This window comes from Aquisalibacillus elongatus, assembly GCF_003843875.1.
Taxonomy (GTDB): domain Bacteria; phylum Bacillota; class Bacilli; order Bacillales; family Alkalibacillaceae; genus Aquisalibacillus; species Aquisalibacillus elongatus.
Genome location: NZ_RKRF01000007.1, coordinates 494,351 through 509,999, shown reverse-complemented (window position 1 = coordinate 509,999; position 15,649 = coordinate 494,351). Strand labels below are relative to the sequence as shown.

19 protein-coding genes are annotated in these 15,649 nt (G+C 35.9%); 1 reads left to right on the top strand and 18 read right to left on the bottom strand.

Annotated elements, in window-relative coordinates; translation table 11 throughout:
- Window positions 1-2: 2 nt before the first annotated feature.
- Genes EDC24_RS03290 through EDC24_RS03265 form a run of 6 tightly spaced genes read right to left on the bottom strand, consistent with a single transcriptional unit; the run spans window position 3 to window position 4,855 of the window.
- Window positions 3-971 (bottom strand): biotin--[acetyl-CoA-carboxylase] ligase, encoded by a 969-nt coding sequence (locus tag EDC24_RS03290; protein ID WP_124219710.1) that lies wholly within the window; start codon window positions 969-971, stop codon window positions 3-5.
- A complete protein-coding gene (locus EDC24_RS03285; protein WP_170158451.1) occupies window positions 947-2,149 on the bottom strand; it encodes a CCA tRNA nucleotidyltransferase in 1,203 nt (400 codons plus the stop codon). Before EDC24_RS03285 ends, EDC24_RS03290 begins: the two co-directional genes overlap by 25 nt.
- Window positions 2,150-2,162: 13 nt before the next feature.
- Entirely contained in the window at window positions 2,163-3,284 is a 1,122-nt protein-coding gene (gene bshA, locus EDC24_RS03280) for an N-acetyl-alpha-D-glucosaminyl L-malate synthase BshA (protein ID WP_124220368.1), read from the bottom strand.
- The gene (mgsA, locus tag EDC24_RS03275) at window positions 3,277-3,693 is read right to left on the bottom strand and encodes a methylglyoxal synthase (protein WP_124219707.1); all 417 of its coding nucleotides are present in this window, start codon (window positions 3,691-3,693) and stop codon (window positions 3,277-3,279) included. The genes bshA and mgsA overlap by 8 nt, the downstream gene beginning before the upstream one ends.
- Before the next feature lie 14 nt (window positions 3,694-3,707).
- A complete protein-coding gene (gene dapB, locus EDC24_RS03270; RefSeq protein WP_124219705.1) occupies window positions 3,708-4,511 on the bottom strand; it encodes a 4-hydroxy-tetrahydrodipicolinate reductase in 804 nt (267 codons plus the stop codon).
- On the bottom strand, window positions 4,508-4,855 hold the full coding sequence (locus EDC24_RS03265) for a nucleotide pyrophosphohydrolase (RefSeq protein WP_124219703.1): 348 nt from the start codon (window positions 4,853-4,855) through the stop codon (window positions 4,508-4,510). Before EDC24_RS03265 ends, dapB begins: the two co-directional genes overlap by 4 nt.
- A gap of 135 nt (window positions 4,856-4,990) precedes the next feature.
- On the opposite strand from EDC24_RS03265, the gene EDC24_RS03260 reads away from it, so the two are divergent.
- Window positions 4,991-5,860, top strand: coding sequence for a YitT family protein (locus EDC24_RS03260; RefSeq protein WP_124219702.1), 870 nt, complete (start codon window positions 4,991-4,993; stop codon window positions 5,858-5,860).
- A gap of 56 nt (window positions 5,861-5,916) precedes the next feature.
- Here the strand turns inward: EDC24_RS03260 and EDC24_RS03255 are convergent, their stop codons facing one another.
- The 12 genes from EDC24_RS03255 to aroC all read right to left on the bottom strand — a co-directional run bounded on the left by EDC24_RS03255 (window position 5,917) and on the right by aroC (window position 15,622).
- Entirely contained in the window at window positions 5,917-6,612 is a 696-nt protein-coding gene (locus tag EDC24_RS03255) for a zinc metallopeptidase (RefSeq protein ID WP_124219700.1), read from the bottom strand.
- Window positions 6,613-6,633: 21 nt separating this feature from the next.
- Window positions 6,634-6,813 carry a sporulation protein YpjB gene (locus EDC24_RS03250; RefSeq protein ID WP_124219699.1) on the bottom strand — a complete coding sequence of 60 codons (180 nt, stop codon included), beginning with the start codon at window positions 6,811-6,813 and terminating at the stop codon, window positions 6,634-6,636.
- 28 nt (window positions 6,814-6,841) lie between these two features.
- Window positions 6,842-7,441 carry a lipoprotein heptaprenylglyceryl N-acetyltransferase LhaT gene (lhaT, locus tag EDC24_RS03245; RefSeq protein ID WP_124219697.1) on the bottom strand — a complete coding sequence of 200 codons (600 nt, stop codon included), beginning with the start codon at window positions 7,439-7,441 and terminating at the stop codon, window positions 6,842-6,844.
- 116 nt (window positions 7,442-7,557) lie between these two features.
- Entirely contained in the window at window positions 7,558-8,379 is an 822-nt protein-coding gene (locus EDC24_RS03240; protein ID WP_124219695.1) for a menaquinol-cytochrome c reductase cytochrome b/c subunit, read from the bottom strand.
- Window positions 8,380-8,411: 32 nt separating this feature from the next.
- Window positions 8,412-9,086: a menaquinol-cytochrome c reductase cytochrome b subunit gene (gene qcrB / locus EDC24_RS03235; protein ID WP_124219694.1), complete on the bottom strand. Its 675-nt coding sequence runs from the start codon at window positions 9,084-9,086 to the stop codon at window positions 8,412-8,414.
- 3 nt (window positions 9,087-9,089) lie between these two features.
- Window positions 9,090-9,599 carry a QcrA and Rieske domain-containing protein gene (locus EDC24_RS03230; protein WP_124219692.1) on the bottom strand — a complete coding sequence of 170 codons (510 nt, stop codon included), beginning with the start codon at window positions 9,597-9,599 and terminating at the stop codon, window positions 9,090-9,092.
- 137 nt (window positions 9,600-9,736) lie between these two features.
- Window positions 9,737-10,204, bottom strand: coding sequence for a DUF2487 family protein (locus tag EDC24_RS03225; protein WP_124219690.1), 468 nt, complete (start codon window positions 10,202-10,204; stop codon window positions 9,737-9,739).
- 18 nt (window positions 10,205-10,222) lie between these two features.
- Window positions 10,223-10,768 (bottom strand): ReoY family proteolytic degradation factor, encoded by a 546-nt coding sequence (locus EDC24_RS03220; RefSeq protein ID WP_124219688.1) that lies wholly within the window; start codon window positions 10,766-10,768, stop codon window positions 10,223-10,225.
- Window positions 10,769-10,785: 17 nt separating this feature from the next.
- Window positions 10,786-12,039: a tetratricopeptide repeat protein gene (locus tag EDC24_RS03215; RefSeq protein ID WP_124219686.1), complete on the bottom strand. Its 1,254-nt coding sequence runs from the start codon at window positions 12,037-12,039 to the stop codon at window positions 10,786-10,788.
- A 46-nt stretch (window positions 12,040-12,085) separates the two neighbouring features.
- Window positions 12,086-13,372 carry a 3-phosphoshikimate 1-carboxyvinyltransferase gene (aroA, locus tag EDC24_RS03210; RefSeq protein WP_342769339.1) on the bottom strand — a complete coding sequence of 429 codons (1,287 nt, stop codon included), beginning with the start codon at window positions 13,370-13,372 and terminating at the stop codon, window positions 12,086-12,088.
- A complete protein-coding gene (gene aroB, locus EDC24_RS03205) occupies window positions 13,344-14,456 on the bottom strand; it encodes a 3-dehydroquinate synthase (RefSeq protein ID WP_124219684.1) in 1,113 nt (370 codons plus the stop codon). The genes aroA and aroB overlap by 29 nt, the downstream gene beginning before the upstream one ends.
- Window positions 14,456-15,622, bottom strand: coding sequence for a chorismate synthase (gene aroC / locus EDC24_RS03200; protein ID WP_124219683.1), 1,167 nt, complete (start codon window positions 15,620-15,622; stop codon window positions 14,456-14,458). The genes aroB and aroC overlap by 1 nt, the downstream gene beginning before the upstream one ends.
- Window positions 15,623-15,649: the final 27 nt, after the last annotated feature.

Here is a 15,649-nt window from a genome sequence, read left to right as displayed (position 1 = left end):
CCTCACCATAATATTTCTGCCGAATATAGCTCGTGTTGTTGACCGTCTGTATCCCTAACTTTTAATGCTCCATCTTCATGAATTCCAATTAATTGAGCCTGCCATTCTTTGTGTGTCTTTACGATAATCCATTCTCCCATTTTATAGGCAAGTTGTTCCCATTCATGTTTAATCTCATGAAACCCTTCTTCTATAAAAAGTTCATATTTTCTTTCTATGTTCATTAGTAGACCGTTTAGCACTTCATTTAAGTTAAAGGATTCACCAGTTTCTATAAGTAGCGACGTTGCTTTTTCCTTAACTGTTTCATGCAAATCGTCTTGTGTATGATTGATATTCATACCAATTCCTAAAACGATATATTGAATCGCATCTTGTTCTGCCTGCATTTCGGTTAATATGCCTGCTAATTTTTTACCATTTAAAAATAAATCGTTTGGCCACTTAATTTTAACATCGACCGGGAATTTCTCTAAATATTGAGCAATTGCAACAGCAGCAACTAACGTCAATTGAGAAGCATCTTTCGGTTCAATATTGTCTGGTCTTAAAATGCTACTGAACCACAATCCTAAACCCGCTTTCGAATCCCAATGCCTTCTCATTCGACCACGACCAGAAGTCTGTTCGCCAGCTACAATGACGCTCCCTTGTTTTGCATCTTTACGAGCTAAATCATGTGCCACTAATTGTGTGGATCTAACCGACTCTTTATAAATTAACGATTGCCCTAACCACTTCGTTTGTAAATTCCATTGCAATGAGCTTTCATTCATTTGGTTGGGGATTTCTATTATTCGATATCCTTTATTTGTAATGCCTTCTATCTGGTAGCCTTCTTTCTTCAAATGGTTCATATGTTTCCACACAGCAGACCTAGATATGTTCAATTGCTCTGATAGCTCTTGACCGGATACATAGCCTTGATGGTTTGAAAGGAAATCTATTAATTGTTTTCTGGTGCTTTCCATTGCTTCACCAACCTCTCAATTTCGTTTCGGTCGTTCTCTAGTTCTTCTTTAACAATTCTATATTCAATCTGTTCAAGAAAATCACCAATCCACTTACCACGTTTGACGTTTGAAAACCAATTCATAAGGTCTTGGCCATTGATAGCCATTTCATGACGATTCTTTATTCGTAGGTGTTCATATCGTTCATAAACAGATTGTATATCTACTACCGGTTCATCTAATAAATGAATAAGCTTCATAACGTCTTTTAAAGCGCAGTCTGCTTTATATAGCACATAATTAGTTAGACCTTCTGATTCATAACGTTCATATACTTCAACTAAGTGGTTTGCTTTATTTCTTATATCATTCGAAAGTTTGTAAGCTTTAATCCATTGTTGTATGGAAATTCGCCGATCCAATAGATGTAAAAAAGCCACTAATAAGCCCGTATGTTCAAAAGGACTATCAAAGTCATAAGATAATAATTTCATAAAAACATGTTCTTGATCATTTAGTATCGGTAAAGATTTATATATACCTGTCTCATTCATCATATCTAAAGCAAATTGAATATGTTGTTTTGAAAAAAGCTTTGATATTTCGTCTGCTATTCGTTCAACTGATATTTTCTCTAACAATTGTCGTTGATTTTGAATCGCTTGAATCGCTTCATGACTCATACTAAAGTTTAGCTGACTTACAAAACGTATGCCACGTAACATTCTTAATGGATCTTCATTAAAACGGTCTTCCGCCTTACCTACTGTTCTTATTATACGATTCTGAAGGTCTTCCTGTCCGCCAAATGGATCAATTATTCTACCCATTAAGTCCATAGCGATTGCATTAATCGTAAAATCTCTTCTACTTAGGTCTTCTTGAATGTTCTTAACGAACTCTACATAACTAGGGTGTCTGTAATCCTTATATTCACCTTCAGTTCGATAGGTAGTCACTTCAAATGATACACCATCTTCAATGACTAACACGGTACCATGTTCAAAACCAACTGGAACAGTCTTTTGAAATATTCGTTGAATCTCCTCAGGCGTTGCATTTGTTGCAATATCAATATCCCCAATGGACTGATTTAATAAATAATCTCTTACAGCACCACCAACAAAGTAGCACTCAAATCCATTGCTATATAAATTCTCAAATATTGGCTTCGCCTGTGTGAATGGTTTATTCACCATAATGGTCACCTTAATTCTTCAAGACATTTTGATAAATGTTTTCGTATTGTTTTACAATTTGTTCTGCACTGAAATGTTTAATTGCGTATTTTTTCGCTTTAATAGAAAATTCATTCCATTTTTCATCATCTGTTAAAAGTGTTATAGATTTTTGGGCGATATCATCGATGTCACTTACTTGACTGATGAAACCAGTCTCATTATCAATTATAACCTCTGGAATTCCACCTATATCAGTTCCAATACAAGGTACGCCACTCACCATAGCCTCTAAAAGGACAAGTCCAAAACTTTCTTTCTCAGATAATAACAGCTTCAAATCACTGATCGTTAATAAATCATGAACATTATCCTGACGTCCGAGGAAAATAACACTTTCGCTAAGTCCCAGCTCATCAACTAAATTACGGATTTTAAGATGTTCAGGACCATCTCCTACTAAAAGTAGCTTACTATCCATTTGATCATGAACTGTTTTAAATACCTTTACAACATCATCAACACGTTTGACTTGTCTAAAGTTTGAAATATGTATTAACACTTTTTCATGCTCTTGAATACCCAATTGAGACCTTAAATTGCCTTGTGTATAACGTGGTTCAGGATCAATGAAATTATAAATAACTTCTATAGGCTTAGTTATATTAAATGCATTTTCTGTTTGTTTTCTCAAGCTGTTGGATACGGCCGTTACTTGATCTGATTGATCAATTGCATAACTAATCATGTGGTTGAAATTATCATCAATACCTAAAATCGTAATATCTGTTCCATGCAACGTCGTAACGATTTTGACATCACGATTAGCCATTTGTTTAGCAAAAATAGAACAAATCGCATGTGGTACTGCATAATGAGCATGTATGATATCTAATTCCTCACGGTCAATAACTTCTGCAATTTTGCTAGCTAAAGACAAATCATAAGGTGGATGCTTAAATACTGGATAATTCGAGACTTCAACTTCGTGAAAATAAATGTTTGGATACAGTTTCTTTAATCTAAATGGCATCGTAGTTGAAATAAAATGTACTTCGTGATTTTGTTCTGCTAATTGAATACCTAACTCAGTGGCTACAACACCAGAGCCACCAACTGTTGGGTAGCAGACGATCCCTATTTTTCTAGTCATCATAACGCACTCGCTTATCTTTGATGGCACGCCAATCAAGCCAACCACTGCTTAAACCTCTCACCAAAATCTCAGCAGATGCTTCATTAGTTGCAAGTGGTACTTTGTAAACATCACAAAGTCGTAGTAAAGCTGAAACGTCAGGTTCATGCGGTTGAGCTGTTAAAGGGTCTCTAAAAAAGATAATCATATCCATAGCATCTTCTGCAATTTTACTTCCAATTTGTTGGTCTCCACCTAATGGACCACTCTGGAATCGATTAATACTTAAACCTGTTTCTTTCGATAGAAGTTTTCCCGTCGTTCCAGTAGCATATAATTCATGTTCATTAAAAATTTCCTTATAGGCCGTTACGAAATCTATTAAATTTTGTTTTTTTTGATCGTGTGCAATTAGTGCAATATTCAAAGTGACAACACCTACTATTCCATTAAATTTTCTAATCCATAGACAAAATGATCAATGGTCATAACTTGTTCAACAGCAAATTTCACACCACTCATGAAGGATTTTCGGTCAGTTGAATTGTGGTTAATTGTTAACGTTTGTCCACTTTGACCAAAAATGACTTCCTGTTGCGCAATATATCCTGGTAGACGAACACTATGTATGTGCATCCCGTCAACATTAGCTCCACGCGCGCCTGGTAAGCTTTCCTGTTCATCTGGATGTCCTTGCTGATGAGAATCTCGTACTTCTTTAATTAATTGAGCTGTTTTAACAGCCGTACCAGAAGGTGCATCTAATTTTTCGTCATGATGTTTCTCAATAATCTCAACGCTATCAAAATACTTAGCTGCCATTTGAGAAAAACGCATCATTAACACAGCGCCTATTGCAAAATTAGGTGCAATAACAATGCCAGTTTGCTTGTCTGAACTTAACTGTTTCAATTCATCTAGTTGATCTTCTGAAAACCCTGACGTTCCAATTACAGGTCTAATATGGTGGTTAAGAGCTAGTTTTGTATGTACATAACCGGACTCAGGATTCGTCAAATCGATAAATACATCAGCGTTCAGCCTGTCAAATGCTTCTTGTGCATCACTGTAAATTGGAGCATCTATATCAGGTAATCCATCAATTTCTTTAATGGTTTTTCCTTGGTGTTTTCGGTCTACACAGCCAACAAGCTGGAAATGGTCAGTACCTTCAATCATATTTAAAGCCTCTGACCCCATTTTGCCTCTTGGTCCAGCTAACATAATGTTAATAGTCTCGGTCATGATTCATTCTCCTTATCCTTTGGTGTCCAACGATTTTGATCACGTGTTTCAATTTTTGACATACTTCTATCGAAGGCCTCTGATAAATCTATATCTAAGGAATTCGCAAAAGTCATCATTACGAAGAGGAAATCACCTAACTCTTCTTCAACTAGTTTTTCCTTTTCTGAGTCCTTTTTAGGTTTTTCACCGTAATAATGGTTCACCTCTCTAGATAATTCACCAAGTTCTTCAGTTAGTCTAGCGATCATAGCTAATGGTGAAAAATAACCTTCTTCAAACTGACTTATAAAATTATCAACTCGTTTTTGCATTAATTTTAAGTCTTGTTTTGAGTTTTCCATTATAATCACCTTTCTTATTACCTATCCTAATGGTAGCTAAATCCAAGTATTTTGACAAATCTTTTATTTAATCATTGAACCAATATTAACCATTGTCTATAATATTTAAAGGTGTGTTTATAAGGAGGGGTTCGATTGTTTCAACATATTAAAGTGAAAAATACATTATTTATATTAATCGGCTCGGCTATATTTTCCTTTGGGATTGTTAATTTTAATATGGAAAATAACTTAGCTGAAGGTGGGTTTACAGGAATTACACTTTTGCTTTATTTCATGTTTTCGTTAGATCCAGGCATTATGAACCTAGTTCTAAATATACCAGTCTTTTTTATCGGCTGGCGAATGTTAGGAACAACAACACTTATTTATACGGTAATTGGAACATTTGCGGTATCCATATTTTTATGGGTGTTTCAATTCTTTCCACTCGAATTTTCACTTAGAAATGATATGACGTTAGCAGCTTTGTTCGCAGGTACCTTTATAGGTGTAGGGTTAGGTATAATATTCCGCTATGGTGGTACTACTGGTGGAGTCGATATTATCGCCCGTTTAGTTCATAAGTATGTTGGTTGGAGTATGGGCCGGACAATGTTTTTGTTCGATGCTGTTGTCATTTTTTCATCCATTATACTATATCTTCGTCCAATTCAAGGGATGTATACGTTAGTCGCCGTATTCATTGGAGCTAGGGTTATTGATTTTATTCAAGAAGGTGCGTATTCTGCTCGTGGCGCTATGGTGATCTCCAATCATAGTGCATCAATAGCAGAACAAATCAATAAACAAATGGACCGAGGCGTTACAGTATTACACGGTAGTGGAAGTTTTACTGGTGAAGAACGTAAAGTGTTATACTGCGTTGTTGGTCGAAATGAAATTGTAAAACTAAAAGAGATTATTAATGAAACTGATTCTCATGCGTTCGTCTCGGTTATGTCGGTTCACGATGTACTTGGTGAAGGATTTACTCTAGATGAGAATAAAAAGCCGATCACATAAATTAACCCAACTAGCTGTATTTGCTAGTTGGGTATTTGTTTAGATATAAAAAAACCTTATTCGTTCATATGCAAGAACATTAAGACAAATCGAGCTAATTCCATTAGCGCTACTACTGCTGCAGCAACATATGTCAATGCTGCGGCATTCAGGACTTTCTTCGTTTCACCATGTTCATTATTTGCAATGACACCCGTTGATACGAGTTGGTCCATTGCACGATTTGATGCATTGAATTCAACTGGTAATGTGACTAACTGAAACAATACAGCAAATGCCATGAAAACAATACCTACACCTAATAATCCAGGTATCGTTAAAAGAATACCTGCAATAATTAAGAAGAATGAAAAGTTAGACCCTAAATTCGCTAGTGGTACTAATGAATGTCTAAAACGTAAAAACGCATAATCTTCTGCATCTTGAATAGCGTGTCCAACTTCGTGAGCAGCAATAGCAGCTGCTGCTTTAGATGGTTCATGATAGTTATGAGAAGACAATCTAACGACTTTCTTTCTTGGGTCATAATGATCACTGAGGAACCCCTTAGTTTCTTCAACTCGCACGTCATAAATACCATTTTCTTGTAGAATTCTACGTGCAACGTCAGCACCGGGCATTCCTGATGAGCTAGGAACTTTCATATATTTTTTATAAGTGTTTTTAACTTTACTTTGAGCCCAAAGCGGTAATATTAATAAGACAGCAAAATAAATTAGTAATGTACCTAACCCCACGACGCATTCCTCCATTATTCTATCTATACTTTTATTTTATTTGTGTTCGTTTTCCTGGTCAATATTTTTGCCTGTTTCATCGTTGTCATGATACTTCTTCCAGCCTACATAGCTTAACGTTAAGACCACAGCGCCAAAAATAATGAAAATAGTAACAAAAAAAGCACTTATCGATGCGTGAGTGGCTAATGTTAGTAAGCCGCTGATTAGTTCCATTCAGTCAGCCCCCACAACCTTTTTTATATTATATGGTTAGTGAGGTCGATTTAGTACGTTGTCCCATCCCGTACTTATAGACTATCCAAATTGAAATTAAACTTAACCAAAATGTGAAATAACCTATATGTTCCATATATTGATCAAGAGATCCGTAAATTGGCATCATACCATAAACATAGTCAATAATATCATTATGTAATGTCCAAATAGCTGCAATAACGACATGTACTGGTTTTATATCATAAAATGAGGCGTACAATAAACCTTGTACAGCCATAGCACCATGCGACACAATTAACAATAAACCAGAAAAAGTGATGATCCCTGTCTCATTAAACGTTAAAATGTTCATTACGACTGCCCAAACACCATACTTAAATAACGTTAACATAGCTAGTGCTTCAAACAACCTGTAGTGTTTTCCGGCAAGAAACCCGATTAATACTATAACAAAAAACAATGACGCAGTTGGACTATCTGGGACAAATGGAATGAAATGTAGCGGTGTACGTACTAGTTGATATTCATACCAAATATACCCGTAAATTGTCCCCAAAAAGTTAATAATTAATAAAAGAATGATAAATGTACGATCCATTAATATAAATTTGTATTTAGATAACATAAAATCACCATTTTTCTACAGATCTTAAATTTTTAAATCGTTTCAATCGCGTGCTGCATTATATAAAAAGCTGACTTGCCTTAAAAACAAGTCAGCTTAACTTAAAACAGAACCTATTATTCAGATTCTTCTTCAGATTCGCCTTCTTCACCTTCACCATTAGCCTGTTCATTTACAGATATAATGAATTCCGCTAATTGGTCTAATTCTTCATCAGTACCTTCGAACATGTTCGCTGGCATTTCTCCAACACCATTTACCGCTATGTCTTTAAGTGCCTCTTTTCCATGTGGAATACCAACTAGTGAAGGGCCACCTGACGCAGGATTACCTTCTAATTGTCCACCATGACAACTCATACAATTGTTTTGGTAAACTTCATATCCTGGGTCTTCTTCATCAATCTCTACATCAGGGACTGCTTCTACTGAGTAATTGGCTCTATCTTCCCAATTAACAGCTTCTACAGATTCATATGTTAACCAAATCGTAGCAATGACACCAAGCAACATTAACCCTGTAGCAATTGGTCGTTTTGAAGGTCTACGCTCTGGTCCTCGATCTAAGAACGGAGCTATTAATAGAGCACCAAACGCAAGGCCTGGGATGACAACTGTACCAATCACAACATAGTCACCTGCTGCAAATTCATACTTCAATAATTCATATAAGAATAAGAAATACCAGTCCGGTAACGGGATATAAGAAGCGTTGTTTGGGTCAGCCTGTTGTTCTAATGGTGATGGGTGTGCCGCAACTAGGCATAGAAAACCAATTAGAAATACAGCGCCGACTAACCATTCCTTCAATAAGAAGTTCGGCCAAAACGCTTCCGTTCTACCTGGGTATTCTGAATAATCTTTTGGTATTTTATTACGACTTTCTTTATCGAGGACACGTGAATCCTCAACAAATTTCATTCCTTTACCTCTTTGCACGGTGTTCCCTCCTTTTCATGACTTAGTAAAACTTATAGTGGACCTGAAATACCTTGACGTCTAATCATAATAAAGTGAGCACCCATTAATGCAAACAGTGCTGCTGGTAAGAAGAAAACATGTATCGCAAAGAAACGCGCTAATGTTTTCGCACCCACAATTTCAGGATCACCCGCTAGTAAAGTTTTCAGATCTCCACCGATATACGGAACACTTTCTGCGATTTCAAGACCAACTTGAGTCGCGAAGAATGCTTTATTATCCCAAGGTAATAGATATCCTGTGAAACCTAAACCTAACATCACAAAGAATAATAATACACCTACGACCCAGTTAAGCTCACGAGGTTTTTTATACGCACCTTGGAAAAAGACACGTAATGTATGTAGGAAAATCATTACGATAACAACACTTGCTCCCCAGTGGTGCATACCTCTTACTATTTGGCCGTGGGCAACTTGAGTTTGTAAATATTTAACTGATTCCCAAGCATTTACAATGTCAGGAACATAGTACATGGTTAAAAACATGCCGGATAAAATCTGAATAACTGTTACGAAAAATGTTAAACCACCAAAACAGTAAACAAATGCTGAAAAGTGGTGTGCTGGATTAACATGTTCAGGAACTTCGTGGTCAGCGATATCTCGCCAAATAGGCGTAATATCTAATCGCTCATCGATCCAATCATACAACTTATGCAGCATCTATTACGCCTCCTTTCTTGATTTCGCTTTTCCTAGATATAATTTTCCGTCTTCAACTTTGTACTCATAAGCATGTAAAGGCTCTGTAGGTGGTGTGTCTGCAATATTAACACCGTTCTTATCATAACGACCGTCGTGACAAGGACAGAAAAATTCATTAGAGAATTCTTCTCTTGAATTCCAGTCTACCGTACAACCTAAATGAGTACATACTGGTGATAGTGCAAGAATCTCTCCATTTTCATCTCTAAAGACCCATGCTGTTCGATCAACTTGTGACTCATACCAGCCATCTACTTGATCGACTTTAAAGGTTTTACGTTGTGGTTCGTTTGTGATTTCATTTTCATCCATTACGTAAACAAAATCAGTGTCTTTCTCACCTTTTAATAAAGGGTCCACAGCAAAACCTACCATTGGCGCAACTAATGCCGCACCCATAAAACCACCTACACCAGTAAGCGTATAATTCAAAAATTGTCGTCTTGATACTTGGTTCTTCTTATCAGTCATGTCTTTCCCCCCTCTATTCATCAATTACAACGAACAGGGTATTGATGATACACATATTTATTAGGACAATACAATAATAGCGTAAAGATATAAACCGGTCAATAAAAACCACATTTTAGATGAAAAAATGTCATAAATTATTCTGACCAACTATCTTTGATTAATGATTGAATTTCTTCGATTTGTGATTGCACCAACTGTTGTGTTTCCGATTGATTCAAATCTCCACCTTTCATTGCAGGAATCCATATTAATTCAGCATCCATATCTTTTGTAACTTTTCTCCATTTATTATCAAATGTTAATAAAAAGATATACTTAAACGGTTGACTCTTCATATGATTAATCAAATGTTCTAATCTAAAAGATTCAGTTTCCGTTATTTTATCAGTTTTTAAATAGTAATATTCAGGAGTTAGAAATACTCGCCCTTTCAACTCTTTTTCAATTTGATTAGCAAAAAGGTATATGTACTCTCCTTGTAAAGCTAGATCCTCCAATTCCTGATCATTTGAAAAAGAATAAGGAATTAATGGAATCAGTGCTGTATCAATGTATTCTTTGGCCTTTACATACTGATTAATGTCTATATTCTTATATTTCATGATTCAGTCTCCTAATTTTTAATGATTACTTTTCATTAAATCATTTAATTCTTGACTCCATTTATGGAAACCTTCAACATCACCAATGTCAAGTGCTTGGTCTATCTTTAACTTTAAAATATTAATTTTTGAGTAATAGGTGGCATTTGATAAAAACTTCTCGAGAAGTACATAGTCTTCATTTTCTAAATAATAATCTTCAGGCAAATATGGGTTGTCCTCTAGAACTTCTGCATATTCTAATGAAGAACGATTATAATCAAAAATTAATTCAATATAAAGTGTTTCATCGGGATTCAAACGAATGTCATGAAAAGCTTTATCGACATCAGTTGTCACAACATGGTCTTTATAATATCTAAAAGGACGTTTTGCATTTTCGTCTGATGTCATAACGATGCTACGAGGGCATAAATGAGCTTCATAAACAAAATGAATATTCTGTAATAAATTGTCTCGCTTCATAACATATTCTAATAACCATACCATTTCACGTTTTTCGGTATGAAAAGTTTCTAAGTACCATTTAATAAATAAACGTTTTTGATTGGTTGAAACGCCCATATTAGCACCCTCTTTTTTTATTCGCCTTTCATTCGATTAATAAACTCAGCGGTCTCTCTGTCTTCAGGATTTTGCGCTAAGTACTTTTCTAACAATGATATAGCTTGCTCAATCTGGCCTTCTTCAACTAAGAAATAACCATATTCACGTAAAAAGTCTGCTTCCTGATGAAAAGTGGTATGTGCTTTTGTATATGCTTCCTTCGCTAAATCATATTCTTCTAGTTCATTATAAACTTGTCCTGCTTTCCAATCTAAAATTTCTGGATATGGTTCGAACTTTTTCAATTCTTCGATTAGTTTTCTAGCATCTTCCCAATCGCCATGAGTTTCGTAAATATTATAAAGTTCCACGATTGCCTTTTCATGACCTGGGTCTAGAGCGATAGCCTCTTTTAAATATCGTTTTGCTTCTTCAATATGATCTTGTTTTAACTCGTTTTTAGCAATCGTTATATATAGTTCTATGTTGTGCTCGTCTTTCTTAAGACCTTTCTTTAATACATCGCTAGCTGCATCCATAATGCCTTCTTCTTCATAGGCTTTTGCTAAATATGGGTATACGCTTGTATAGTCAGGATCTAAATCAAGTAAATCGTTCCACACTTTAATTGCAATATCATAACGTTTTAATTGATAAGCCGTATAACCATATTTAAATAGTGGATCTGGCTCTTTTAATTCAAGCTCTTCATAATATGATAAAGCCTCTTCCCATTTTCCAATTGAGGAATATGATTCAGCTAACCGTTCGTGAATGTTTACAAAAGGAAATTCTCCTGAATGAGATTCAATCTTTTCATAATGTTCAACAGCTTTTTGGAACTCACCATTGTGAAAAGCTAACTCTGCAATGCCAAAATCAATTAAATAGTTGTCAGGTTGTAGTTCTTTTGCTTGCATTAATTTTTGTTCAGCCACTTCATTTAATCCTTGAGATTGATAAATATCCGCTAAAATCATTAGGGCATTTATATATTCCGGATCATCTGGTTCGATACTTTCTACTAACTCTAAGGCAACTTCGTCCATTTCTAAATCAATATAAATATCAGCTAACTGAAACTTAATTTGATGATCACCTGGATAAGTTCTGTGTAACTCTTCAAATAGTCTCCTTGCTTCATCCAAGAAACCCCATTGCTGTAGTAGCTCTGCTACTGAAAACTGGTCTTGTTCACTGATCTCATTGGCATGTTCCATAATATGGTTTACCGCCTCATTGACATTACCAGCTTCATATAAATCTAATGCTTCTGCTATTGGATCCATGTTACCCCTCCATACGTGCCGTTTAAAATACTAATAATGATCATTCTTAATTCGAATATCGATACAATTCCTTATAAAAACTTGGGTAAGATATATTAACACAATCACCATCACTTAACGTCACGGCACCGTCAGTGATTAATGATGCAATAGAAGCAACCATTGCAACTCGATGATCGTGATACGTGTTAATATAATTTCCTTGCAACCGACTTTTACCCTCTATAAATATTCCATCTTCCACCTCTTCAACGTTAGCGTTTAAGGCCTTTAACATATCGACGATAGCCTTAACTCGATTGGACTCTTTATACTTCAGCTCTTCAATGTGATTAATGTACATATTCCCCTCTGATTGTGTAGCTATTAAAGCTAATAGTGGCACTTCATCAATTAAAGAGGCCACTTCCTCTTGATAGAGTTCAGTTCGATAAAGCTTTGAGTACTGAACATAAATATCTCCTACAGGTTCTTCACCCTCATACCTTGTAATTTCTGTACGAATATTTGCGCCCATCCGTTTCAAAACACTAATTAAGCCTGTACGTGTTGGATTAAGTCCAACATTTCGTAAGACAATATGGCTATTGGGTGTAATGACCGCTCCGGTTATCCAAAACGAAGCTGAAGATATATCTCCAGGAATATTGATCGTCGTACCCACAAGTTTCTGTGGACCATCAATAGAAATATGATTACTGTCTTTATCTATGTTTCCATTAAATAGTGGAAGCATACGTTCAGTATGATCCCTCGTTGGATGGCGTTCAATAACTGTTGTTTTTCCCGTTGTCATAAGCCCTGCTAATAAGATGGCTGATTTTACTTGGGCGCTATCAACTGGTAGGTGATATTCAATGGGTGTCAAACCTCCTCCTCGAATCGTTATGGGTAACATATCATCGTTTGATTCAATCGTAGAACCCATTTCTTTTAGTGGACGAATGACCCGCTTCATCGGTCTTTTACTCAAAGATTCATCACCTGTGAGTTTCGTTTCAAACGGTAACCCAGATAAAATACCACTAATTAACCTTAAAGTAGTACCAGAATTCCCCATATACAAATGATTTTGAGGTGCTTTAAATCTCTGCCACCCAGCACTTTGTACAAGGACTGATGTGTGATCCATTTCAATTTTTACACCTAACGCTTTAAAAGCTTCTACCGTTCTCATGCTATCTTCCGAATTTAAAAAATTATTAATTCGTGTCTGTCCATTAGCAAGTGAAGCTAACATAATCGACCGATGTGAAATGGACTTATCTCCAGGTACTCTAATATCTCCTTTTAACCCTTTTTGATTAGCCGTTATTGTTTTCAATATAACCACCCTTTAACAGATCTAACGTTAAAAACGTATGTAAATAATGTTTTATTTCAACAGGTGTATAAGATTTAGTATACGGCTTTCCAGTCTCCTCAATTAATATAAAATTAATACGTCCATTTGAATTTTTCTTATCATATTTTATCGTTTGTATTACTTTATCCACATTTAAAGACGATGAAAGATTGATAGGAAAACCTAAACGGTTAAACCATTCAACCAGATCTGAAGTTAGTAATGTATGATAATTTAACTCCAAATCTGACAAATATAGAGCGAAAAGCATACCGTACGCCACACACTCACCGTGAGTATAACCTAGTTGTTGTGCTTCAACAGCATGACCTAACGTATGACCAAAATTCAAAACTTTTCTATGACCTTTTTCTAGTTCATCACTTTCAACAACTTGCTGTTTAATTCTAATAGACTCAAGTAATAAATGGTTAAATGATGCATGATTTGGATCGATTTGCTTTGGAAAAGTTTTTATTAACCCTTCTAATAAAGTGCGATCAGCTATAAACCCATGTTTGATCATCTCGGCAAATCCAGACTTTAATTCATTCTTACTCAATGTTAATAACGTTTCTGTATCATAAATAACCATTTTGGGTGGATAAAATTGGCCTACAATATTTTTAGTTCCATTAAGGTTAATGGCCACCTTTCCCCCTACACTACTGTCATGAGCCTGCAAAGTAGTAGGAGCTTGAATGAATGCAATACCTCTCATATAGGTTGAGGCTACAAAACCTGCTAAATCTCCTGCGACACCTCCGCCCAATGCAATTACTGCTGAGTTACGGTCAAAATTTTGGTTTAACATATAATTTAAAATTAATTCATATTGCTTCATTGATTTTGAATTCTCACCAGCTGGTAAGACATATGAAAAAACGTTGAATTTATCTTTTAATGCGACTTCAACATCTTTTAAATAAAGACCTGAGACGTTACTGTCTGTAATAATTAAAACTTGACTGAATTCATACTCAGTTAGTAGTTCTTTCATCTCATGTCGCAGTCCGTGTTTAATGAATACCGGATAATCTCCTTGGTTAGCATGAATGGTTATTTTATGCATTAGAATGATTGAATCCTTTCTCTGTACCGTTTAACCTCTGATTTTAGTTGATCAATCGTATCTGATGTGAACTGTTCTAAAAGTGCATTGGCGACCTCCCAAGCCACCACATGTTCCATCACAACTGATGCTGCTGGAACAGCGCATGAATCAGACCGTTCAATACTAGCTTGAAAAGGTTCCTTTGTATCTATATCGACACTATTTAAAGGTTTATACAAAGTTGGAATAGGCTTCATAACACCTTTAACTATTATTGGCATACCCGTCGTCATACCACCTTCAAATCCACCTAATCGATTAGAAGTTCGGTAAAAACCTTGATCTTGGTGATGGACTATTTCATCATGGACGTCACTACCACGTCGTTTAGCGGCATCAAATCCAACTCCGAATTCTACACCCTTAAAAGCATTAATACTAACAACACTTCCTGCTATTCGACTATCAAGTTTACGATCATAATGAACATGAGATCCTAACCCTGCAGGTACACCTTCAACATGAACTTCTGCTATACCCCCAATTGAATCTCCATCTCTTTTGGCTTGATCAATCGCATCCATCATCTCTTGTTCTTTTGAGGAATCTAGTGTTCTTACCGGACTTTGATTTGAACGTTCTATTTTTTCTTCAACAGATAAATGATGATGGTCTTCTGCTTCTACTTGGTAGATTCGTTTCACGTAACCAATTACCTTTATACCAAGTTCATTTAGAATTTTTTTTGCTACCGCTCCTGCAGCTACTCTCGCTGTCGTTTCTCTTGCTGATGATCGTTCTAATACATTTCTCATGTCCCGATGATCATATTTAAGTGCTCCATTTAAATCCGCATGACCTGGCCGTGGTTTGGTTATTTTCCTTCTAATGTTTGCGTCTTCATCAATAGGGTCTTCTCCCATGACATCGACCCAATGTTTAAAATCATCATTCGTAATAACCAAACTGATAGGTGAACCTAATGTGTATCCATGGCGAACACCGCTAGTAATTTCAACCAAGTCTTTTTCAATCTTCATCCTTCTGCCTCTTCCGTATCCACCTTGGCGGCGTAATAGAGAATGATTGATGTCATCTTTTACTAGCTCCATTTTTGCAGGAACACCCTCTATGATTGTTGAAACTTGTTTACCGTGCGACTCACCAGCCGTTAAATACCTCAACCATAACACCTCTAATCTAAACCTAGT